General features: G+C 55.4%; 14 protein-coding genes. 7 read left to right on the top strand and 7 right to left on the bottom strand.

Annotated features, from left to right (window positions below; all coding sequences use genetic code 11):
• The first annotated feature begins 74 nt into the window (after nt 1-74).
• Nucleotides 75-1,931 (top strand): DUF3413 domain-containing protein, encoded by a 1,857-nt coding sequence (locus EBL_RS13565; RefSeq protein WP_002439052.1) that lies wholly within the window; start codon nt 75-77, stop codon nt 1,929-1,931.
• A gap of 44 nt (nt 1,932-1,975) precedes the next feature.
• On the opposite strand, the gene EBL_RS13560 is transcribed toward EBL_RS13565, so the two are convergent.
• Both EBL_RS13560 and EBL_RS13555 read right to left on the bottom strand, forming a co-directional pair.
• The gene (locus tag EBL_RS13560) at nt 1,976-3,289 is read right to left on the bottom strand and encodes an L-cysteine desulfidase family protein (protein ID WP_002439053.1); all 1,314 of its coding nucleotides are present in this window, start codon (nt 3,287-3,289) and stop codon (nt 1,976-1,978) included.
• Nucleotides 3,290-3,314: 25 nt separating this feature from the next.
• On the bottom strand, nt 3,315-4,646 hold the full coding sequence (locus EBL_RS13555; RefSeq protein WP_002439054.1) for an SLC5/6 family protein: 1,332 nt from the start codon (nt 4,644-4,646) through the stop codon (nt 3,315-3,317).
• 278 nt (nt 4,647-4,924) lie between these two features.
• Here EBL_RS13555 and EBL_RS13550 point away from each other — a divergent pair, with 278 nt between their 5' ends.
• Nucleotides 4,925-5,287 carry a YcgJ family protein gene (locus EBL_RS13550; protein WP_002439056.1) on the top strand — a complete coding sequence of 121 codons (363 nt, stop codon included), beginning with the start codon at nt 4,925-4,927 and terminating at the stop codon, nt 5,285-5,287.
• Between the two features lie 67 nt (nt 5,288-5,354).
• On the opposite strand, the gene cadA is transcribed toward EBL_RS13550, so the two are convergent.
• Together cadA and cadB are read right to left on the bottom strand one after the other, a co-directional pair.
• Complete coding sequence (gene cadA, locus EBL_RS13545) at nt 5,355-7,568, bottom strand: lysine decarboxylase (protein WP_002439058.1); 2,214 nt, start codon at nt 7,566-7,568, stop codon at nt 5,355-5,357.
• A gap of 79 nt (nt 7,569-7,647) precedes the next feature.
• On the bottom strand, nt 7,648-8,955 hold the full coding sequence (gene cadB, locus EBL_RS13540) for a cadaverine/lysine antiporter (RefSeq protein ID WP_002439059.1): 1,308 nt from the start codon (nt 8,953-8,955) through the stop codon (nt 7,648-7,650).
• A 1,009-nt stretch (nt 8,956-9,964) separates the two neighbouring features.
• Here cadB and EBL_RS13535 point away from each other — a divergent pair.
• The 3 genes from EBL_RS13535 to EBL_RS13525 all read left to right on the top strand — a co-directional run bounded on the left by EBL_RS13535 (nt 9,965) and on the right by EBL_RS13525 (nt 12,171).
• The gene (locus EBL_RS13535) at nt 9,965-11,296 is read left to right on the top strand and encodes a gluconate:H+ symporter (protein WP_002439061.1); all 1,332 of its coding nucleotides are present in this window, start codon (nt 9,965-9,967) and stop codon (nt 11,294-11,296) included.
• 193 nt (nt 11,297-11,489) lie between these two features.
• Entirely contained in the window at nt 11,490-11,819 is a 330-nt protein-coding gene (locus tag EBL_RS13530) for a TehB family protein (RefSeq protein ID WP_002439063.1), read from the top strand.
• A 13-nt stretch (nt 11,820-11,832) separates the two neighbouring features.
• Nucleotides 11,833-12,171: a DUF1869 domain-containing protein gene (locus EBL_RS13525; protein WP_002439064.1), complete on the top strand. Its 339-nt coding sequence runs from the start codon at nt 11,833-11,835 to the stop codon at nt 12,169-12,171.
• 32 nt (nt 12,172-12,203) lie between these two features.
• On the opposite strand, the gene EBL_RS13520 is transcribed toward EBL_RS13525, so the two are convergent.
• Nucleotides 12,204-12,701, bottom strand: coding sequence for a flavin reductase family protein (locus EBL_RS13520; protein ID WP_002439065.1), 498 nt, complete (start codon nt 12,699-12,701; stop codon nt 12,204-12,206).
• On the bottom strand, nt 12,698-13,849 hold the full coding sequence (locus tag EBL_RS13515; protein ID WP_002439067.1) for an LLM class flavin-dependent oxidoreductase: 1,152 nt from the start codon (nt 13,847-13,849) through the stop codon (nt 12,698-12,700). Before EBL_RS13515 ends, EBL_RS13520 begins: the two co-directional genes overlap by 4 nt.
• A 195-nt stretch (nt 13,850-14,044) precedes the next feature.
• Here EBL_RS13515 and EBL_RS13510 point away from each other — a divergent pair, with 195 nt between their 5' ends.
• Together EBL_RS13510 and EBL_RS13505 are read left to right on the top strand one after the other, a co-directional pair.
• The gene (locus tag EBL_RS13510) at nt 14,045-14,521 is read left to right on the top strand and encodes a MarR family winged helix-turn-helix transcriptional regulator (RefSeq protein WP_002439069.1); all 477 of its coding nucleotides are present in this window, start codon (nt 14,045-14,047) and stop codon (nt 14,519-14,521) included.
• A gap of 123 nt (nt 14,522-14,644) precedes the next feature.
• Complete coding sequence (locus EBL_RS13505; RefSeq protein ID WP_002439070.1) at nt 14,645-15,430, top strand: cyclase family protein; 786 nt, start codon at nt 14,645-14,647, stop codon at nt 15,428-15,430.
• 13 nt (nt 15,431-15,443) lie between these two features.
• On the opposite strand, the gene EBL_RS13500 is transcribed toward EBL_RS13505, so the two are convergent.
• Nucleotides 15,444-16,451: an AraC family transcriptional regulator gene (locus EBL_RS13500; protein WP_002439072.1), complete on the bottom strand. Its 1,008-nt coding sequence runs from the start codon at nt 16,449-16,451 to the stop codon at nt 15,444-15,446.
• Nucleotides 16,452-16,544 lie beyond the last annotated feature (93 nt).

Genomic DNA, 16,544 nt, shown 5'->3' with positions numbered 1-16,544 from the left:
GGAAAATATTTAGACTAACAATTATCTTGGTTGAAATTATTAGTTTGTAATCAAGTGCGCTGTACTGAGCTATTATGATATTGAATTCCCCCTTTCTGAACCGTATCTGTGCTAATCAGCGCTGGGCATTACGCTACTGGCTGCTGGCGGGCGGGCTGTTTATGCTGCTGGGGCTGGGCTACTGGCCGTGGTTTATTATCCCGAAAGGGGACTGGCTGGCGGCCCTGTACCTGGTGCTGACCCAGGCAGGCTGGTTTGGCCTGTTTGCGATTGCGGGCATGATTGTCACACTCCCCCTGGCAGTGTTACCGCGCGGGGCAGGGCGCGTGATCTGCGGGGCCCTGAGCCTGGCGATTGCCGTGCTGCTGGTGGTGGATACCCGGGTCTTTGATCAGTACCGCTTTCACCTTAACGGGGTGGTGCTCACGCTGTTTTTCCAGGGCGGCGACACCATTGAGTTCTCCTGGCTGACCTGGCTTATCGCCATGCTGACAGTAGCCGTACTGACGCTGGTGCTGCTGGGGGCCGGCTGGCTGGCGGCCCGGTCACGGTTTACCCGGCGCTATCTGGCCGCGGGCTATGGGGCTGTACTGCTGGCGCTGGTGGCAAGCCAGGGGATCCACGCCTGGCAGGAGGCGAACTACCAGCGGGTGATCCCCAACTATAGCGACACCTTCCCGCTCTATTATCCGCTCACGGCGAAAAGCACCCTGATCCGCTGGGGGCTGGTGGATGCCGCCCGTATCGAGGCGAGACGCCAGGAGGCGGAAAAACTGGACAACATTCCCCGTGGCCATTTTCACTACCCGCTGACCGGGCTGAGCGCCACACCCCCACAGACACCGCCCAACATCGTGTTTCTGATGATTGACGCCTGGCGGTTTGATGACGCCGCGGCGGCAACCACCCCGCATATTATGCAGTTTGCCCGCAAGGCGCAGACCTTTACCCGCCATGAAAGCGGCGGGAACTCCACGCAGGCGGGGATTTTCAGCCTGTTCTACAGTATTCCGGCCACCTATTTTACCGCCGTGCGCAGCAGCGGGCGCCGCCCGGTACTGATGCAGCAACTGGCCGACAACCAGTACCAGTTTTCGGTTCATGGCTCCGCCTCCCTTGACCATCCGCCTTTTGACCGCACGGTGTTTACCGGTATCAAAAATTTAGCCATCAACACCCCGGGGGAGGACCCGGCGGCCCGTGACCGGCAGATAACCGACGATTTTCTCCATTTCCTGGAGACCCGGGATCGCAAACGTCCGTTCTTTGGCTTCCTGTTTTACGACGCGGTACACGGTTATGACTTACACCCGGATACCATGCCCACCCCGTTCCGGCCGTACTGGGAGCGGGTAGACCACATTATGCTGAACAACCAGTTTGATCCTGAGCCCTACCACAACCGCTACCGCAACGTGCTGCGCTACGACGATAAACTGATCGGCGAAGTGCTGGAGAGCCTGGCCCGCCAGGGGCTGGAAGAGAACACCATTGTGGTTATCACCACGGACCACGGGGAAGAGTTTAACGACAACCACCGTAACTACTGGGGCCACGGCAGTAATTTCAGCCCGGCGCAGGTGCATGTGCCGCTGTTTATCCGCTGGCCGGGCATGGCACCACAGAAGGTAGCGTACCGCACGTCGCATATGGATATTGTTCCCACCCTGATGACCCGGGCCCTGGGGGTGAGTACTCCGGCCCGTGATTACAGTGTCGGGCAGGATCTGTTTACGCCGCCAGCCGCGCCGCGCCATCTGATTGTCGGCAGCTACTACAACTATGCGATAGTCTCCCCGGACGAGCTGGACGTTATCACCCCGGACGGGATGCAGACCACACTGGCACCGGATTTACAGCCGCTGAACCGCCCCGCCAGCCGGGAGGCGCTCAGTGGTGCTATTGAAGAGATGTCGCGCTTCTTCCGCTAACCACTGACCCGCCCGGCAGTCACGGCCTGGCGGGTCACCCGGGCTTAGCGGTGCGCTTTGCTGGCCATAATCGAAATGATCTGCCGGTCAGTGTGCTGCATAGCATGGCTGGCAAGGGCACACAGATTGGTTATCGACTGCTCCACATTATGGTCAACAATCCCCTCATGGCCGGTAACGGCCGTATCGTCCAGGGCCATCAGCACCGCTTTCCAGGCGGTGGCCGCACTGGTTGAGACCTTCATGGCGCAGCTGTTTGAGGCGCCGTCACAAATCATGCCGCTGACATCGCCAATCATACTGCTGATAGCCATCGCGATGGTGTTGTAGCGGCCATCCATCAGCCAGGCCATACCGGCGGCGGCCCCCATGGCGGCGGTGGTGGCGGCACACAGCGCCGAGAGCCTGGGCAGCTGATAATGAATATAGATAGCGCTCAGGTGCGAGAGCATCAGCGCCCGGGCCAGGCGCTCCTCGTCGGCCGCCACATGTTCAGCCACCACCATCACCGGCACGGTGGCGGTAATGCCCTGATTCCCGGAGCCGGAGTTGCTCATGGCGGGCAGGGTGGCACCGCCCATCCGGGCATCGGAGGCGGCACTGGTGCGGATAACAATCGCGCTGGAGAGATCGTCAGCCATCAGCCCTTTTGCGCGCTGGCGCGCCAGGGTGGCACCAATATGCAGCCCCCAGCGCCCGCTCATGCCCTCGCGGGAGAGCTCGCCATTGAGCCGCGCTGCATCGAGAATAAAGCGGATATCCGCGAAGGGCACCTGCTCAGTAAAGTTGACAATATCCGCCAGGGACGCCTGCGCCATCACCTCAAGGGGGGATTCCGCCCCGGCTGCCGGGTGCGCGCTGTCCCGGGTGTACTGGACCCCCAGGTGGGTTTCCCGGTGCACAATATGGGTGTGCCCCCCCACAATGGTGACACTGGCCCAGCTGTCACCGCTGTAGACTCTGGCCCGGGAGTACAGAATATCGTCGCAGGGCTCCTGCAACATCACCCGGACCTTTCCGGCCTCCAGCAGCGCTTTGGCCGCGGCAATGGCTGGGGCGGTGGCGCCTTTCAGCACCTCCAGCCCGGCACCGGGATCCCCGCCCAGGGCACCCAGGGCGGCGGCTATCGGCAGCCCCACCATTCCGGTGCCCGGCACGGTGACGCCCATGCCGTTTTTCATCAGATTCGGGGAGACCCAGGCATCAACGCGGTCTACCGGGCCGCTGAGCTCGGCGGCTGCCGTGGCGGCGGCCAGGGCCAGGGCGATGGGCTCGGTACAGCCCAGTGCCGGTTTCACTTCTTCTTGTACCGCCAGGATAAAACGCGGCCATAACGAGTCTGTTTTTTTCTCAAACATATCTACAACCTTACTTTCAGGTACATCAGGAGAATGCCAGGAACGGAGAAACACACAGTAATAAACCGGTGACGATAATCAGGTACAACGAGGCACCCTTATATTTATGCAGCGCCGGGACTTTCCACACCAGCCAGGCAGGGATAAGGCAGCCGACCATGCCGAAAATCGGGCTACAGATAGAGGTAAAACTGAGTACCGGCGCGTTGAGCACAATGGCGCTCCAGGCCAGCAGAATGGCGAACAGCATAATGCCGCGCTGTACATGGCGTTGATTGATTTTCTCCGCCGGAATTTTGCGGCGCAGCAGGTTCATTACAATGCCCTGGGTGGCTTCGCGAAACCCGAGGTAAACACCGAAAAAGGCGGTCATAACGGCGAAGATATTCAGAATAACGCTGACGATTTTCACCCACTCGGCCCCGGCGCCATCAATAAACTGCGCCGCGATAGCCAGTGCCGAAATATTCTGCTCGTAGGCTTTGACGGCTTCATCGTGGCCCATGGCCAGGGTAAATGAGACCGCATAGAAAAACACCGTGACAAACAGCACGCCAAACGCAATGTTCATTGCGCGCAGGGCCTTGTGGCGCGCCACTTCAACGGATTTCTCCCGGGAGCGGTAAGAGATAACCATCGGGCTGAGTGTCTGAATAAACAGAATAGAGGTCAGCGTAAAGGGCAGGGTAATAATGGCGTTTTTAATTAACAGCCCCGCAGGCGGCAGAGCGCCAACATTATGCAGGTGCCACATACCCACCATGGAGACCCCCAGGGCCGCCACCACCAGTAACTTGGTCAGCACCATGCCGGTGGAGATTTTAAACAGCAGCTGTTCACCCCGGGAGGAGATAGCCACCAGAATACAAATCAGGCCCAGCCCGTAAAACGGGTTTTCGGATAGCAGCCCCTCGGTGACGCCAAAGGTATGCAGGTAGGACGCGCTGTCGTTAGTGATCGCCGTGGAGTAAACAAACATCCAGATAAGCAGCATCACAAAGTATAAAAAGCCTAACAGAACGCCCCAGTTTTTCCCTAAATAGCCGCTTATCACGCTGGGGTAGTCTTTGCACTCCGGGGATTCGGCCAGGGTATTAATAAACAGCCGCTGGAAGAGATACATAGCCGGGTAGCCGATGACCGAAGACAATAAAAAGACCCACAGCCCCATCAGCCCAACCTGGACCGGTAAAAACACAATACCGGCGCCGATAGCCATGCCGATACTCATGATCACCCAGCCGGTATCGGTACTGTCGAATTTGATTGCCTGTTGCCACTGGGCCTGGGTCATGCCCGCGCGGCGCGCTGCGGCACAGGGCGGCTGCACCAGCCCGTTGTTATCGATTGTTGCCATAATTTATCTCGTCATTGTAGGGGGAGGTTTTTGTTTTTATATCAATGCGATAGTTTTTATTTTTGGCGCAGGCATATTATTAGAATGAAAAAATGATACCTGAGCGCGCAGAGAAAAATGTCACAATAAAAAACGTATTATAACGAGATTGTGATGATATTTTTCTATGTTATTCGTCATATGTAGATTATTTTTCTGTGTTTGAGCCTTATCACGGATTAATTGTTTGCATTTTATTTTAATCAGGAAATGATGGCCTGATCACAGGAGGAGGGAAGATGGCGATCCGTAAAGCAGGGTTGATGATAGCGCTGGGCCTGATGTGCGCCCCTGGCCTGTGGGCCGCAGCCGTTCATCACCCTTATTCACCCCACCCGGGGGTGCTGTGTGATGCTTATATCTGTGCCGACAGCACAGGGATTTCACAGGCGCTGACCGGTAAATACCTCGGCCAGGGCCGGGCGGATAAACTGGCGGCGGCAGGGGCGTTTGATACCCGGGCATTTACCTTCGCAGGCGGTGTGTTTTGTGATGTGGAGGAAAAACTGTGCCGTGACGATCGCTATTTCGGTCCGGACGGGAAGCGCAGTGGTCGGGTTAATCACCACTATACTGCGTTACTTTTCGGGGCAGGGAAGTAGCCCGCAACCCCGCACCGGCCGGTATGGCCGGTACGGGGCCCGGGTTCAGGGCAGAGGGGCCTGGTGATTACTCACCGGAGACGGCCTTTTTCCCCGCGTGTTTTTTCACCGTGTCACTGGGTTTTGAGTCTGAGTGCACTACGCTGTCGAGCAGCACCATGGCTTCATATTTACCGGTTTCCTCGTTACGGTGCAGGCCGTGGATATCGGTTTCAAAGCCCGGGTAGTGCTCGCCGATTTCGCACAGCATCTGCAGGAAGCTCAGCACCGGCAGGCTCTCTTCGGTGAGCCGTTCACCCGGCATAACCACCGGCACACCCGGAGGATACGGCAGGATCATGTTGGCGTTCACTTTGCCCAGCAGATCATCAAGCTCGCAGCTCTCAACATTGCCACGCACCTCCTCCTGGAAGGCGTCGTGCGGGGTCATGACCATTTCCGGCAACACTTCGAACGCGCGGTACATCAGATCCGGCAGGTTATGCTGCACGGTCAGATCGTGGATCCCCTGGGCCAGATCCTGGATGCGCATGTTTTTATAGAAATCCGGCGCCTCGTTATAGAGGGACGGCAGGACATTTTGCACCTTCAGGTTGAGATCATAGACCCGTTTAAAATCGGTCAGCGCGCGCAGCAGGCTGAGCGCCTTGGTTTTGTCGATCCCGATACTGAACAGGAACAGCAGGTTATAAGGGCCGGTTTTCTCAACGATAATCCCGTGCTCATCAAGATATTTCGAGACGATAGAGGCCGGAATACCGCTGGTTTCCAGGGCGCCGTCCGGGCTCAGCCCCGGGGTCAGCAGGGTCACCTTGATGGGGTCAAGGTACATGTGGTTTTCGTCCATATCGGCGAAACCGTGCCATTTATTGCGCGGGTTAAGGGGCCAGCACTCCAGATCGTCAATGCTGTCCGGCTGCCAGACATCAAAGAACCAGCCTTCAGATTCCGCCTTCAGATGGCGGATCTCTTTACGAAAACGAATAGCCCCGTCGATAGAGTCGTTAATCAGGCGCTGGCCCGTTACGCCGCGCATCATGGCGGCCGACATTTCGGCAGAGGCGACAATCCCGTAATGGGGCGAGGTAGAGGTGTGCATCATATAGGCTTCGTTAAAGGTTTCTTCATTGAAATCCCCTTTAACGTGGATCATCGACGCCTGAGAAAATGCCGCCAGCAGTTTATGGGTCGACTGGGTTTCATAAATTACTTTGCCCGGCACCCGGTCACCGCTCATGCCGCAGAGCCCTTTGTAGATAGGGCTGAAGTTGGTATAAGGCACCCATGCGGAGTCGAAATGGATAGATTTCACCTCCAGGGTGTTTTTAATGTAGTCGGTGTTGTACAGCAGGCCGTCGTAGGTGGAGTTGGTAATGACCGCATGAACCGGCCAGGTGGCGTTCGGGGTATTTTTTACCCGCTCTTCAATGCTCTCGCGGGTAAATTCCTGCTTCGGGATCCCCCCCAGAATACCGTAGGCGTTACGGGTCGGGCGGAAATAAATCGGGATCACGTTACTCATCATCATCAGATGGGTCAGGGATTTATGGCAGTTACGGTCAATAAGGATGGTTGCCCCGGCGGGGGAGGAGTACATACCAACAATTTTGTTCGCTGTAGAGGTCCCGTTAGTGACGATATAGCTGCGCTCGGCGTTAAACGTGCGGGCAATATACTCTTCTGCTTCTCTGTGGGGGCCGCTGTGGTCAAGGAGCGAACCCAGCTCGGTTACCGAAATGGAAATATCGGACCGCATGGTGTTTTCGCCGTAGAAATCATAAAACAGCGTGCCCACCGGGCTTTTCTGGAAGGCGGTACCGCCCATATGACCCGGGGTACAGAAGGTATATTTTTCCTCTTTGACATACTTAAACAGCGCCTTCGTCAGCGGCGGCAGAATAGTATCAATATAGTGGTCAGTGCTCTGGCGAATTTTCACCGCAATATCACCGGCGGTGCCCAGCGCATATTCGAAGAAACGCACATTGAGCTGCAGATCGCTGAGTCTGACATCAAGACTGGAGTAATTATTGGCAAAAGCATAAACCGGCATGCGTTTATTCAGCTTGCTGATATCCGCACAGAGTTCAAGGCTGAAGGTATCCCAGTCAAAAATAACACCGCACAGGCGGGCATTATTCTCAATCAGCTTTAACAGGTCGGCCTTCCCTTGCGGATAAGCGATGCGAAAGCCTTCTTTTTCCAGCTCTTCGTGTAATTCACGGAGTGCTTCTTCCTTAAAGTAGGCCGTAACGTCATTCATAATCGCAATGATATTCATGTATACACTTCTCCAGATTTTGGGGACCCGCACCCATTCAGGGTGCGGGGAAGACGGTTGCCAGAAATTAGGTTGCCTGTCAGTTGGTCACGGGCGTTTTCGCGCCAATTTTACGGCAGTAGAACATCAGGATTATCAGGCTGACGATGAACGTACCGGCGAGCTCGAACGAGTTCGCACCCATCAGGGCGATAAAGCAGAATATACAGCCACACACGGCAGCGATCAGGCTGAGGATATTCTTCAGGTTCACACCGTCAAAACGGATAAGGTCAATACAGGAGTAGAAATAAGGCAGCATAGTCAGCAATACGGCGATCCCGGTCAGCTCACCAAACAGATCCGATGCCTTACCGCTGCTGGCGTTCATCACGGTGATTAACACCATCAGAACCGTCATCTTAAGAGAGGCCAGGATAAGGCCCTTCTTCGGAATGCCGTTTTTGTCCATTTCACCGTAAACTTTCGGGAAGTTACCGTCGTGGGCCGCGCGGGCACCGGCCTGGCCTACCAGCATCATCCAGGAGCCGAGAGATGTCAGACAGGCAAAGGCGGTAAACGCAGAGACCGCCGCTGCCGCCCAGCCACCCACCATGGTGGAAGCACTGACCGCGAACGGCGCCCCGGAAGAGGCCATCACGTGGGCCGGGAACATACCGGCGATAACCTGGGTTGCGGCAATATAAACCACACCGGCCAGGAAGGTCCCCATCATGGTAGCCAGCGGTACAGTACGCTGCGGGTTATCCACCATACCGGTACTTACTGCGGCGGATTCCACCCCGATAAACGCCCACAGGCACAGTAAAATACTGCTGATAATCGCTTTGTAGCTGGTATCCCCGGAGGTGTTCCAGTTCGCCATGTAGGTTTCCGGGCTAAACCAGTACCACCCGGCAATGGCGGTACCAACCACCGGGATCAATACCAGCACCAGACCAATCGTGGTTAACCGGCTTACCCAGGTGCCGCCCAGCATATTCACTAACGTAAAAATCCAGACGATAACAATACAGGCAATACCGGCGGGAATGGGGCTGTTCAGAATCGGAAAGAAGGTGGACAGATAAGAAACGGCGGTGATCCCGATTGCGAGGTTACCTATCCAGTTAGCGTGATAATACAAGACCCCCGTCTGGAAGCCGAACACCGGGCTGACTTCACCCGCGTAAGCTATCGGACCACCTTCCTGGGGGTTTTTGGTGGCAAGACGGGCATATACATAGGCCAGAGAGATTGCGCCTATCAGCGCAATAATCCAGCCGTAAATCGCAATGGAACCAATGCTGGCCAGGTTGGCGGGCAATAGTGCGATACCACTCCCCATCATGTTACCGGCTACCACGCCTGTACACGCAATTAGGCCTATTTTTTTTACGTCAGCCATGAGTTACCACTCCTGAAAAATACATGATTTAACGTGGGATATTATCCGTGTGATGCCAGATTCGCCTTAAGTATAGATATGATGACAAAACTTGCTGACTAATTTGAAAAGTTAAACCGGGGGGTTAAACAGGCTAAAAATCAACCCGTTAATAGTTTTATCTTTGCTGTGGGAATTATTTTTTAACAGCAATATCAACCGGTTGTGATTACCCCTCTATTGGGGGAGATTATTCTGCTGATAATAGAACGCTACATGACGCAGCTATTTTAAAAATCAAACATTATTTACTCCAGATTATGGTAGGTGGTGCCGGAACCGGCCGCGTTATTATGCATATTTAATATAACTTTGATAAAAAATGATTAAAAATAGGGGGTTGATATTTTAATGACCAGATCAGGCGAGACGGGAGCGCGGAACCCCGGCCGTTTTCATTTTATGCCCGCGCCGGACAACAAAAACCTTAGCCTGCGAAGGGGTAAACGCAGCGGCCCTGCGGCCTGCACCGCAACCGGGAGGCGGGAAAATAATTCTGTTTGCTGCCCACTGTTTTATTATTTCTTACCATACTCTATTTGCTGCGGGGTTATTTCTGGGCAGCCTGACGTCACCGGTGATATTTCCCGAAAGTAGTATAGTCACTTAAGGTGATTAATTTTATTTTATGTAATTCGCTAAATGTGATGAACATCTCATTTATTGGTTTTCTTTACCTGAATTCACATTTCTTGTGGTGCGGTTTTGCGCGGTAACTCTCTTTAACATGATGATTAACCGGCATTAAAAATAATCTCAGCCCGGAAAGTGGCCGCGAACCGGGGGGCGGGGGTTATGTGATCGCGCTCTGATTTACCGGCAGGATAAAAGTAGATACTAGTATGCCAGTTAAATAATCATGACCACGGAATATCGATGGAAATCTGATACTACAAAAAAACGCCATACACATGCTAACGCGATACCGCGTTGAGTGTCGCTATTATTATATGAATCATATGAGGATGATATGTCTCCGCTTATGTCTTTGCTCTGGGTGCTGGTTGGTATCGTTATACTGATCGTGCTGAATATTAAGTTCAAATTCCATAATGTTTTTGCGTTACTGATTGCCGGTATTTTTGTCGCGATAATGGAAGGTATCCCGGTCGACAAAATTGTCTCTGTGATTCAGCAGGGATTAGGCGGCATTATGGGGCACCTGGCGCTGATTATCATTTTCGGTGCGATTATCGGTAAGTTTATGACCGAGTCCGGTGCCAGCCAGCAGATTGCCGATACGGTTATCCGCCGCTGCGGCACCCGCTTTCTGCCCCTGGGCCTGATGTTCATTGGCGTTATTTTTGGTATCGCCATGTTCTATGAGGTCGCGTTCCTGATTGCCATGCCGCTGGTGATGAACATTGCCAAAAAGGCCAATATTCCTTATATGAAGCTGGTGGTGCCGACGGTGGTTGGCGCCACCATGGGGCATAGCCTGTTCCCCCCTCAGCCCGGGCCGGTGGCGTTAATCAGCGCCTTCCATGCGGATATTGTTCAGGTCTATATCTACGGCGCGATTGTGCTGATCCCGTCGCTGTTCTGCGCAGGCATTCTGCTGCCCCGTTTTTTACCGGGTATTGCTCAGATGCCGCTTAACGCCATGATTAAACCGGTGGCCGAAAAACCGGCCAGCGAGCTGCCTTCATTTGGGGTCAGTATCGCGATTCCGTTAATTCCGGCCATCCTGATGATTCTGGCCTCTGTCCTGAAACCGCTGCTGGGGACGGGAAGTGAGCTGGTTAAAGTGTGTGATTTCCTGGGCAGTGCTGAAATCAGTATGCTGCTGGCGACCATGACGGCCATCTGGTTTCTGGGCGCGCGCCGGGGCATGAAGTCTGAAATTATCACCGCCAATGTGGCGGACTCGATTGCCAAAATTTCTAACGTGCTGTTTGTTATCAGTGCCGGTGGGATCCTCAAGCAGGTGATTATTGACTCCGGCGTGGGCGATAATATTGTGCACGTAATGAGCGGGGTTAACCTTTCTCCGTTTATTGTGGCGTGGATCATTACCGCCATTATCCGCATTCTGACCGGGCAGGGTGCCGTGGCGGCCATTACCTCCGCCGGGATCGTGGCCCCCATGATAGACGCATTCAATATGAACCCGGCCCTGATGGCGCTGGCCGTGGCCTGCGGCAGTAATACCATCACCCTGATGTATGACGGCGGCTTCCTGTTATTTAAAGAAACTTTCGGGATCTCCATGAAAGACACCTTTAAAACCTGGGGTCTGCTGGAGCTGATAAACTCCGTGGTCGGCCTGCTGGCGGTCATTGTGCTGAGCTGGATTATTTAACAGCAGAAGACCCGCAGCCACTGATTATTTCCGCTAAAACAGTGGTCTGCGGGTCTGAGGGCAAACTAACAGGCGCTGGTGCGCCAGGCATACCCATTAAATGGCATTTTCAATCTTATTAAGAGGTATATGATATGCAACATATCAGCGCGTACTGCGGATAATCTCCGGCAACGCAATATCGAGGTTGACCATGCAACGTATTATTATTCCCGCCAGTTTTATTCATACTAAAGCCACACCGTTCTGGACCAGAGAAACCGCCCCCGCAGGGATCTGGAAGCGCCACCTGGACGCAGGGACACGCCAGGGGGTTTACCCGCGCCTGAGCGTTATGCAGGGGGCAATTCGTTATTACGGTTATGCCGATGAAACCAGCCCGGAGCCGGTCGAGACACTGACCATCAATGCCGGTGAATTTGGCGTTTTCCCGCCGGAAAAATGGCACCGCATTGAGGCGCTGACCGGGGACACCGTATTTAACGTGGATTTTTTTGTTGACCCTAAGATTCTGATGGAATAACCGGAGAGACAGTATGAACAGTGAAAACCAGGGGTATGCCTTAGCCATTACCAATAACCGTACCGGCCAGCTCAGCGAGAATATATTTCTTAAACCGATGGCGTTATTAATTCCTGAGCAGGCAGTAAATGCCGTAGCGGCACTGCTGGAAACACTCGCCCCGGCCAGCCGTGATGAGGATGAGATGATGATGACCGTCACCAATAAAAATAACGGCGTATCGGTGGATAAAGAATTTTCCCGCCTCAGCCTGCTGCGCGATCCGGTCACCGCGGCCGACGGTGTAAAAGATCTGATTAATATTGTGCGCGGTTACGAATCAGAAGAAGACGCCAACGTCTGCGGCTGGTAACAGAGGCCGCCCGGAGGCAGCCTCTGGTGGTGTCAGGCTTCGGCAGGTACTGCCACCGGGGCGCCATTACGGTAGAGCAGGCACTCACCGGCTCCCTTTTCTACCGCGACCACGGTTGCGGTAACAATACTGTGGGTGGTGTCATCAATAATCTGATCGACAATACAGTCAAAACTCACCGCCGTATCTTTAAGAATCGGCGCACCGCTTTTCAGGGTGTGCCACCCCTCATTGCTGAAGCGCTGCTCGCCGTGCCGGGTTTTACTGGCAAACAGCATGGCCTGATCCATCTGGTGCGGGGCCAGCACATTGATACCAATTCCTTCCCCGGCCACCAGCTGGCTGTGGGCACTGGCGTGCTTACCAATACAGACCAGGATCCGTGGCGGATCGACACTCACGGAACAAAATGACGACGCGGTCAGCCCGTTGCGTTGCCCGCCGGAGTCAACGGTAATCACCGCGACCGGCAGGGTGAGCAGGCGCATGGCCTGCCTGAAGTCATCTGCGGACAGAGGATACTGGTTCATGCAGCGGCTCCTGAGATTTGCGCCTGATCCGGCGTAAAGGGTTCACGCAGCCCTCTGGCTTCCAGGCGCGGCAGCACTTCGTCGCGGAAGTAGGGGAAATCCTCCGCATAGTTGACAAAAGCGAGCGTCGAGCCGGAGAAGCCCGCCCGGTATAACTGCTCAATACCGTCGGCCACATCGTCCGGGGTGCCCACCAGCGGGAAGCCGCCGTGCCCGGCAGAGAACCGGTCGCGGATAAGCTGCAGCTGATCTTTCGGGAAGGACTCGGCATTTTCAAACATCAGGCGAATAATATTATCCACCGCTTTCCAGTCTGCGTGCTGCTGAGAATAGTAGTGGTGGTACTCTTCGGCTTCGGCCCGGGTCGGGCGGCACACTACATAAGAGAAGGTCAGAATATTCAGCGGATTACGGCGCGAAACGGCAGCCGCCTGCTGCTTAAGCTGAATAATCTCCTGCTCTGAACGGGCAAGGCTAATGGCCGAGGTGAACAGGAAATCCGCATTGCGCACCGCAAAAGCGCGCCCTTCACCGGAGCCGGCCGCGTTAAAAATCGGCACATCTTTACGCAGCGGGTGGGGCAGGCTATAGGTATCTTTCAGGTTGAAATAGTTGCCTTTCCAGTCAAAGGGCTGCTCTTCCTGCCACAGTTTGCGGATAACGTCGAACCACTCCTGCCCGTAGGCATAACGGCTGACGTGGTCATAGGGCAGGTCACCGCCCAGCGCTTCATATTCCGGGCGGTTCCAGCCGCAGACGACGTTCAGCCCGGCACGGCCCTGGCCAATCTGGTCCATGGTCGCCAGCTGTTTGGCAACCACCACCGGGTGGTTAAACGAGGTATGCACCGTGGAGAAGACACTGATATGGCGGGTCGCCGCCAGCAGGGCCGCAGCCCAGGTGGTGGTTTCCAGCACATTACCGTGGAAGTTGGTCTCGCCGCCGTAGCCTATCCAGCGGGCGATAGGCAGCAGAAACTCCAGACCGGCCGCATCCGCCAGCTGGGCCATTTTGAGGTTATTCTCCCAGGAGTTATCCCAGCGCTCTTCCAGTTTGGTTACCGCCATACCGCCAGAGCAGTTAGCTGCAAAGAAACCCAGCTTGAACTTGTTGTTGTTAAACATCCGGTTTGCTTTTAATTCCGCCATGATAGGCTCCTGTCAGGGAAAGATTATCAAGATAATCGGGCAAAAGGGCGTATATTTCACATATGAATATTTTATGTTTAAAATAAATTTGTCCAGCCACACCTGGTGGATAATTGCACAGCTGTGAGAAGTGTCACATCGCGGATGGTGAGAATTTCCCGTAATGTGCTGCCCACCTGAAGAGGAAAATATTTAATGAAATCAAAGGTAAATGTAACTGATTCAGACGCAGAAGTGATGGATGTTAAGCTCTGGCTACGGCTGCTTTCCTGCGTCAGCCTTATTGAAACCGAGTTGCGCCAGCGTATGCGCGAGCAGTTTGGCAGCACATTACCGCGCTTTGATATGCTCGCCCAGCTCGATCGCTTTCCGGACGGCATCAAAATGGGTGAATTATCCCGTCTGATGCTGGTGACCGGGGGGAATATTACCGGCCTGGCAGACAGCCTGGAAAAAGAGGGCATGGCGGTGCGGGTTTATGATCCCCAGGATCGCCGCTCCTGCCGGGTGAAGCTCACCGCCGCCGGGAAGCAGCAATTTGATCAGATGGCCCGGGCCCACCAGGGCTGGCTTAATGAGCTGCTGGCCCACCTGCCCGGTGAGGAAAAAGCGAAACTGTATCAGCTGCTCGGTCAGTTTAAATACCGCTTTACCCGGGATACGGTGGCATAACAATTTTTCGCTTTCCGGATAGCGGCTTCAGGAAATGGATAGCCAGCCAGTACCAGGCGTTTACAATGCGGCTTGTTTGTTAATTTTGTTCGTTACTTTTACCCGGACAACAGGTGAGCACTGATGAATACCACAATACTGGCCGCATTGTCTGAAGGGATCGCCAGCGGCACGATCCGCATTATCGATTTAACCCAAACCCTGAGCGAACGTTTCCCCACGCTGCAGCTTCCGCCGCAGTTTGGTCAGGCCTGGGGTTTTCGCAAAGAGGCTATTTCCTGCTATGACGAAAAAGGCCCCGGCTGGTACTGGAACAACTTCAGCTGCAGTGAACATACCGGCACCCACTTCGACGCCCCGGCCCACTGGGTCAGCGGGCGTGAATACAGCGAAAATACCGTCGATACCATCGACCCCGCGGCATTTATCGGCCCGGCAGTGGTGGTAGACGCCAGCCGGGAAGTGGCTCAGAACCCGGACTGGGTCCTGAGTGTGGACTACCTGGAAAGCTGGGAGCAGCAGCACGGTCAGATCCCGGCCGGTGCCTGGGTACTGTTTCGCACCGACTGGTCGAAAAAGGCCGATGACGCAGCGGCATTCCTCAATATCCGCGACGACGGCGCCCACACGCCGGGCCCCTCGCAGGAGACGGTAGAGTGGCTGATTCACCAGCGCAATGTGCGCGGCTTCGGGGTGGAGACCATCAATACGGATGCGGGGCAGTCTTACAGCTGGCCGGTTGCCTACCCGTGCCACACGCTGATGCACGGGGCCAATAAATACGGCCTGCAGTGTCTGACCAATCTGGATAAATTACCCGCCCGGGGGGCGCTGATTATTGCCGCCCCGCTCAAAATTGAGCAGGGTTCCGGCAGCCCGCTGCGCGTGATGGCGCTGGTCAGCGAATAGCAGTTACGCCCGGTCAGCGCTTACGCATGCTCTGGCTGGGCGACTCACCAAAACGGGATTTGTACTCAGCGCTGAAGCGGCCCATATGGGCGAACCCCCAGCGCAGAGCCACCCCGGTCACGTTATCAATCTCACCGGACAACAGCTCCGCGCGCACCCGCTCCATACGGATATCGCGCAGGTACTGCATGGGGCTGATCCCCAGAAAGTTTTTAAACCCGGCATACAGGCCGCGCAGGCTGACCCCGCCAATCTCTGCCAGTGTCTCCGCGCTCAGGGGCTCGTGGGCGTGGGCGTCAATATACTCCTGCACCCGGCGCACATGGGCCGGGCGGATGGCGCTGCGCTTCTGCCCGGCGGGTTGCAGGTAATTATGTGGCTGGCTGTGCAGCAGGGTGGTGGCTACCAGCTGCTCCATTTGCTGGCGGATCAGCCGGTGCTTATCCAGATCCAGCCCCTGGCTGACACACTCCAGCAGGTAGCCTATCAGGGCGCACCAGGCGGGGCTCTCCTGCCAGCGAAACCCGGTGTCAAAGCGCAGGGGCTCACTCAGGGTCTGGCCTAGCTGGCCCATCAGGGTATTTTCCAGCAGCGGGCGCGACACCCGCAGCAGGAACTGATCATTGCCGGGCTCCCAGCGCATGTGGGTGACATCATCCGGGTTAATCACCGTAGCCAGTTGCGGGGTGGAGTGGGTGGTCTGCCCGTTACAGGTGACGCTGGCGCTGCCGTGCAGCGGCATCTGGACCAGGAAGAAATCCCGGAGCTGGCAGGGGGCGATATCCACCCGCGAATTGTAACGCAGGCGGTTGAGGGAGATATCCCCCATAGGGATATGGTGCATCCGCACATCGGCCCGGGCACCGCTGTCGACCAGATCAACCTGACAGGGCTTAAAGATCCGCCCCACCACGGCCCCGGCCTGCTCCAGGGTGGCGGAAGTAAACAGCAAACTGGCGGATGAATTCAGGTGGCTCAGGGCCGCAGATAACCGTGGCGACGCGATTTCATTGATCAACATAACAGACTCCTCACAGATGGCTTACCGGGGCACGTCCTGTCTGCTGATTGGTGGCCGTCATACGCCGGAGGCGTTGCCTGAATCAACACGTTT

Origin of the sequence: Shimwellia blattae DSM 4481 = NBRC 105725, from assembly GCF_000262305.1 — a bacterium.
Classification (GTDB): Bacteria; Pseudomonadota; Gammaproteobacteria; order Enterobacterales; family Enterobacteriaceae; genus Shimwellia; species Shimwellia blattae.
The sequence above is the reverse complement of the archived record's forward strand: the minus strand, read 5'-3'. Positions and strand labels throughout refer to the sequence as shown.